Consider the following 5,573-nt stretch of genomic DNA (forward strand, 5'->3'; position numbering starts at 1 on the left):
AAGCCTGGTGCATTTATCCCTGAATTCGTCGCCTTGGATGATCTCGCGGAGATTTATCTAAACAACCCTGGCTTCCACTCAAGCTTCGAGGACTTTATGGATGAATGGCAAGAAGAGGACAATGCTGTAGAATGCGAATTCTAAACAAGAATTTATTACATTTGGATATCCCTCCTCAAGAACTCAATCCAAAGTGGTTCAAAAGTCACCTGCTTGACCGCTCAGTTGAGCTTCAAGATCTTTATGAGTTGCCTCAAGGGGAGCTAGACCTAGTAATGGCAGAGGCTGCCGAGGTCAGGACTGATGTAGTCAATCGCGACCGCAACCATGGCAAGTGGTGCACCGCCGGCTATTTTCTAGAATTGGCGAAGATCATTAGTGAACGGCGATTCGATCAGCTTGATCGCAAGCAAGGCTGCACGGCAGAAGTATAAGACAACACAGACTTTTTGACTAAAGACGCCATCGAATTGACATTCGTGCGCGTGGCCTGAATCGTCGACAGCGCTGGCAGCATCACTAATGAGCAAAGGCTCTGCGTCGTTCGCCAGCTGAGCCGCCTCGGCAACCCCGATTAGGTCGCACCGAGAGGTGCGCCATATGAGACCCCACCGAGAGGTGCGTTGCCCCTGCTGCGAGGAGCGCATGCGGCAAACCGCCATAGACCAACCCTTCACATGCCGTTACAATCGCCGTAACTATCTGAAACACGCATGACTGACTCCGCTGCCCGCTTTGGCTTTGTCGCCTTCGCTGAAGCCTGGAACGGCCGTCTGGCCATGCTCGGCTTCGTGATCGGCCTAGGAACCGAGCTGCTCACTGGCCAGGGCATCCTTTCCCAAATCGGGCTCGGTTGACCGCTATGAGCACCGACTACTTAACTGCCATCACCCTGCTGCTCTTCGGTGCCTGGTTAATCAGCGCCCTGGTGCTACAGCCAAATATCGCCGACTGACGCCAACGCTTCCTTCTCGTTTCACCCAACCCAGAGATCCCCATGACCAACACCCCCGCCAAAGACCAGCTGCTCGATACCAGCGCCGAACAGCTGAACCTCATGGAGCAGCTCAAGAGAGTGGAATTATTTAACGGCCGCGCCGCCATGCTCGGCATTGTGATCGGCATCGTGGTGGAAGGCCTCACCGGCTTTGGCATCGCCCATCAGATCGGCCTCGGTGCCTTGGTTGATGGCTACGCCGCCTGCCGCACCCAGTTCCTGCCCTTCTGCTTCTGAGTCCCGGCTACACACCGGAGGGCGGTCTGCGGGCCGACTCGATCAGTAGGTTCTGGAGTAGCTCGCTGCTGCTGATCAGCAGGTGGGCCAGCCAGGTGCCCGTCAATCGGGGTTCAGCGACCCGATCGCCCCTGCAATGGCTGATGGTCTGCTCGATCTCGGCCAGCTCACGAGCGATGTTGCGCACCATCGCTTCGGTGGTCTCGCGAGGGCTGGGCCGGAGAGGAATTTGCATTGGCTCCACTCTGCCCCGTCCTCTCAACCAAAGCGGTAGTGCTTGCGCACTGGGACATGCACCTCCCAAGTGCAGCTCAGCCCGGTGTCAAACACCACCAGATCACCGGCCCCGAATCGGACCGGCTCCCCACCAACGGGGGTGACGCTGACATCGCCCTCCAGCAGCAGGCAGGTTTCCTGCTCGTCGTAGGTCCAGGGAAAGGTGCTGACGCCCAGGCTCTGTAGCTGCGCTGGATCCGGGTTGGAGGTGATCGTGATGCCGCTGGCCATGGCTGCATGATTGAGAATCAACGGCCAATACTCCAACCGCCCCCGGGCAGGGGTGAAGAGGAACGTCTCGGCATCGATGGGGTGGCATTCAGCGGCGCACCCGCACCACCTGCATGCCGACCGGGGCCAGTGCGATCAGCGCCAGCTTGATGTGTTGGATCCCGAAGGGAATGCCGATGATCGTGACGAAGCAGGCCACTGCAGAGGTGAGGTGGCCGATCGCTAGCCACCAGCCCGCCACCAGAAACCAGATCACGTTGCCGATGAGCCCCAGCGGTCCGGTGCCGAAATCCATCCGTCCGGTGAGCTCACGCCTGCTCACGGCCTCATTTCCAAACGGCCAGAAGGAGTAGTTGCCGATCACAAAGCAAGCCCTGGCCCAGGGGAGGCCGACGATCGTGATCGCCGCTACAAGACCGGCCAGCCACCAACCGAGGCCCATCACCACCCCGCCGAGCACGAACCAGAGCACGTTGAGTAGAAAGCGCAGCATCGGATCCCCCTCGATGCTCCCAGTCTGGCAACAGGGGAACGGTCGTTCCCCTGGCTGCTGCAGGGCTACCGGTTGCATGCTTTGCAGTCAGCTGTCAGTCGAGACTGGAGGCAGCTGCCGAACCGAAGCCAGCGAAATCAATCAAAAAAAGAACAATCAATCTGTGTTTAAAAAGGGGTTGTGTAGGGTGAAATCGCTAAAATGCAGTCAACGTGCTTCTGAAATCTCCCAAATCCTGGAGATTGAATTGTTCGTCTAAGCACAGCCCTGCTGCTGCAGTCACGGCATCCGTAGCGCCTCACCCATCACTCTTTGAGTAACTTGCAGAAGATGAGCCGACTTTCGTAGTAGCCATGCCAGACGAGACCACTCCAGACGAGAGCATGCCCGGCGGAAGACCATCCCATGTAGTAGTCGTCGGAGCCGGGTGGGCTGGTTGGGGCGCAGCCAAGGCACTCTGTGAAGCCGGTATTCGTGTCACCTTGATTGATGGGATGGCCGATCCAACAGGCAGTCAACCAATCACAACCAAAAGCGGCAAACCTTTCGAGGCAGGAACCAGAGGGTTTTGGAAAGACTATCCCAACATCAATGCCCTAACCGATGAACTCGGCGTTGGCGATATCTTCACTGACTTCACAACCAGTGCCTTCTGGTCTCCCGATGGGTTGGAAGCAACAGCGCCTGTCTTTGGAGGCGCACCCCAATGGCCAAGTCCCCTTGGTCAGATGGTGGCGACAATCACAAACTTCACACGACTGCCCATTCAAGACCGCCTCAGTATCGCAGGGCTTCTCTATGCGATGCTTGACCTATATCGCAGCGACAAGACATTCCAGCAGTACGACGATCTTGATGCGCAATCACTATTTATCAAGCTTGGCATCAGCGATCGGCTCATCAATGATTTCTTGCGCCCCACCTTGCTGGTTGGCTTGTTCAAGCCGCCCGAAGAGGTTTCGGCCGCGGTCACCATGGAGCTCCTCTATTACTACGCCCTGGCCCACCAAGACTCATTTGATGTCCGTTGGATCAAGTCGAAAAGCATCGCCGAACATCTGTTCGCGCCTCTGAGTCGAAGGCTGATCTTCCGCCATCATCTGCAGGTCCTTGGGGGAACGTTGGTGAGACAGGTGAATGTGTCGCCCGACACGCAGCGCATAAGCTCGGTTGAGGTTAAGAACGTGGCAACTAATACAGTTCAGGTGATTGACGATGTGGATGCTGTGGTCTTGGCCGTTGGTGCAAAAGGGCTCAAGTCTCTGATGGCTCAATCTCCAGAACTCAGCAAGGCAGCACCAGAGCTTGTTAGTGCTGCTTCGCTTGGTTCCATCGATATCGTGTCAGCACGTCTATGGCTGGATCGTTATGTTCCAATCGCTTACCCAGTCAACGTGTTCTCCCGCTTCGAATCACTGAAGGGCTCTGGGGGCACTTTTTTCATGCTGGATCAGCTGCACAAGGATGCTCAGCAGGCTCTTTGGGGTGATGAGCAGCCCCAGGGCTCCGTGGTCGCCAGCGACTTTTACAACGCATCGGCTATCGCAGCGATGAGTGATCAAGAGATCATCGATCTGCTCACGCACGACCTGCTCCCCATCGCTCATCCAGAATTCACCAATGCCAGGGTGGTTGATGCCGAGGTGCGGCGCTATCCAAGCTCGGTGTCGCTCTTTTCTCCGGGAAGTTTCAGAAAACGGCCACCCTTGGAAACCTCAGTGCAGTCGGTCGTCTGCGCTGGCGACTGGGTACGGATGGGCGACAAAGAACATGGAGCCAAGGGTCTGTGTCAGGAACGAGCCTATGTGTGCGGGCTGGAGGCAGGGAACTCCCTAATCAGACGCAAGATTGTCAGCGGAGCCGATCACTCCCATCCCGTTCTCCCTATTCGGGCAGATGAGCCACAAGTCGTTCTAGGCCGTGCTCTCAACAAGCTCGTGATGGATCCAATCGAAGCCCTTGGTCTGAAACTGCCGTGGTTCAACTCCTAACGAGTGCTGAATTGTCAACCAAGCTCATTAATTGCCCTCTCGCTGGGGGTGTCCCGCTCGTACAGCAGCGCCTCGACGCGAAAGTTAAAGTCACTCACAATTTCGTTTTGCCGCCTGGGGTCCCGTGTCCACAATTGCAAGGTGAAGTTGAGAGCACTGTCGCCTTACTGTGCTGGTTCCCGGCAACTCGGGCACGGAGTCGGTGCTTCGGCTTTCGGTGCGCCGGGTTCTGGCGGTGCTGCTCTTGCGCTGGCGGCGGCTGGTTCTTGCGGCCATGGCCTGGCTAACAATAGGCAGCCTGGCCTGAGCCCGCAGGCTCAGCAGACCGAAACGGTGACGCCTGGGAGGCCCTGGAATTTGCGGGCAAAGGCAAATGCTTTTTCAGCAGGGATTAGCCGCATCTTCTTGACGGGCTTACCGCGCCTCCCGAAGTGCTCAACGATGCATGGCATAGCGCCGCTCTACGCCTGCCGGCTCCTAAGGCCAGGATCAACCAAAGGGAGCTGGGCTGAATGAAGTCTTTACGCAGTAGAGGCGCGGTGAAAAGGGCTCGGGGGATTGCGGTCCTGCTGCGGAGCTTGAGCAGATCCGCATCCGCGCAGGCAGCTACTGGTGGAATGCCCTCTACCAGCAGCGACCATCACCAGCTGAGGGTCTGTTGTTCCAGCGGCACTGGTTGCTGCAGATGCCGCAACGGAAGCAGCCCCAAAGGGGCCCGGTCCATAGGGGCCAGCCCCAGAAAGGCCAGCAGAAGCCCTTCTCCCCCTTGGTGCTCAGCTGTGACCTCAGCTTTAAGGGCGGTGAGGGCAACGACTACTGCGCTTTTGTCCTGCTCGGTCTGCTTGCAGAGCAGCGAGCTGTTCACCCTGCAGTTGAGGCCCATGGCCAGGGCCTGCAGCTGCATCGCACCGCTGCTTCTGCGCTTGGCAGATCAACACCGGTAGGTGCGCCGGCCAGGAAGGAAGGATCAGCAGCACCGAGTCATCGCATTGAGATGCTCTGGAGTCAGCACCACCACCTGGATCTGCCGTGTGTTGTCAAATTTCTTGGCCAGTGCCTGGTCACGCTCAAAGCGCAGGGGCTAGGCCCCGATGCGGTGCTGATAGAAGACGCCGCCAATGGCCCGGCGGTCTGTCAGCTGCTCAAGCGCCAGATACCTGGACTGATCGCAGTTCGGCCAGCAGGCGGCAAGCTCAGCCGCGCCCATGCCGTTGACGTGACCCCCCTTGCTGCTCCAGTTCCTATGAGAGCTGGTGGGTTAGTCAGGCCGCTTTCCATTGCTGGAGGACTTCCAGGGGCGTGCGCCCCTGGAGAGCCGAATGCGGTCTATGGATGTTGTACTCGATTC

At 57.9% G+C, this 5,573-nt stretch carries 8 protein-coding genes and 1 pseudogene; 4 read left to right on the forward strand and 5 right to left on the reverse strand.

Annotated elements, in window-relative coordinates:
• Positions 1–131: 131 nt before the first annotated feature.
• The 3 genes from KBY75_RS15165 to KBY75_RS15175 all read left to right on the forward strand — a co-directional run bounded on the left by KBY75_RS15165 (position 132) and on the right by KBY75_RS15175 (position 1,234).
• Entirely contained in the window at positions 132–434 is a 303-nt protein-coding gene (locus KBY75_RS15165) for a hypothetical protein (protein ID WP_255024552.1), read from the forward strand.
• Between the two features lie 279 nt (positions 435–713).
• Positions 714–857: a chlorophyll a/b-binding protein gene (locus KBY75_RS15170; protein ID WP_255024553.1), complete on the forward strand. Its 144-nt coding sequence runs from the start codon at positions 714–716 to the stop codon at positions 855–857.
• A gap of 140 nt (positions 858–997) precedes the next feature.
• Positions 998–1,234 (forward strand): chlorophyll a/b-binding protein, encoded by a 237-nt coding sequence (locus tag KBY75_RS15175; protein ID WP_255024554.1) that lies wholly within the window; start codon positions 998–1,000, stop codon positions 1,232–1,234.
• A 7-nt stretch (positions 1,235–1,241) separates the two neighbouring features.
• Here KBY75_RS15175 and KBY75_RS15180 read toward each other — a convergent pair whose 3' ends face one another.
• The 3 genes from KBY75_RS15180 to KBY75_RS15190 form a co-directional block, all read right to left on the reverse strand.
• Positions 1,242–1,469: a hypothetical protein gene (locus tag KBY75_RS15180; protein WP_255024555.1), complete on the reverse strand. Its 228-nt coding sequence runs from the start codon at positions 1,467–1,469 to the stop codon at positions 1,242–1,244.
• A 23-nt stretch (positions 1,470–1,492) separates the two neighbouring features.
• Entirely contained in the window at positions 1,493–1,741 is a 249-nt protein-coding gene (locus KBY75_RS15185) for a cupin domain-containing protein (RefSeq protein ID WP_255024556.1), read from the reverse strand.
• 88 nt (positions 1,742–1,829) lie between these two features.
• The gene (locus KBY75_RS15190) at positions 1,830–2,234 is read right to left on the reverse strand and encodes a YccF domain-containing protein (RefSeq protein ID WP_255024559.1); all 405 of its coding nucleotides are present in this window, start codon (positions 2,232–2,234) and stop codon (positions 1,830–1,832) included.
• A gap of 353 nt (positions 2,235–2,587) precedes the next feature.
• Between KBY75_RS15190 and KBY75_RS15195 the strand changes: the two genes are divergently transcribed.
• Positions 2,588–4,225 (forward strand): FAD-dependent oxidoreductase, encoded by a 1,638-nt coding sequence (locus tag KBY75_RS15195; RefSeq protein ID WP_255024557.1) that lies wholly within the window; start codon positions 2,588–2,590, stop codon positions 4,223–4,225.
• A 14-nt stretch (positions 4,226–4,239) separates the two neighbouring features.
• On the opposite strand, the pseudogene KBY75_RS15480 reads toward KBY75_RS15195, so the two are convergent.
• Both KBY75_RS15480 and KBY75_RS15200 read right to left on the reverse strand, forming a co-directional pair.
• Positions 4,240–4,377 (reverse strand): annotated as a pseudogene (locus tag KBY75_RS15480) (hypothetical protein); the annotation flags it as partial.
• A 488-nt stretch (positions 4,378–4,865) separates the two neighbouring features.
• Entirely contained in the window at positions 4,866–5,129 is a 264-nt protein-coding gene (locus KBY75_RS15200; RefSeq protein ID WP_255024558.1) for a hypothetical protein, read from the reverse strand.
• Positions 5,130–5,573 lie beyond the last annotated feature (444 nt).

The sequence above is a fragment of the Cyanobium sp. T1G-Tous genome (assembly GCF_024345455.1).
Lineage (GTDB): Bacteria > Cyanobacteriota > Cyanobacteriia > PCC-6307 > Cyanobiaceae > Cyanobium_A.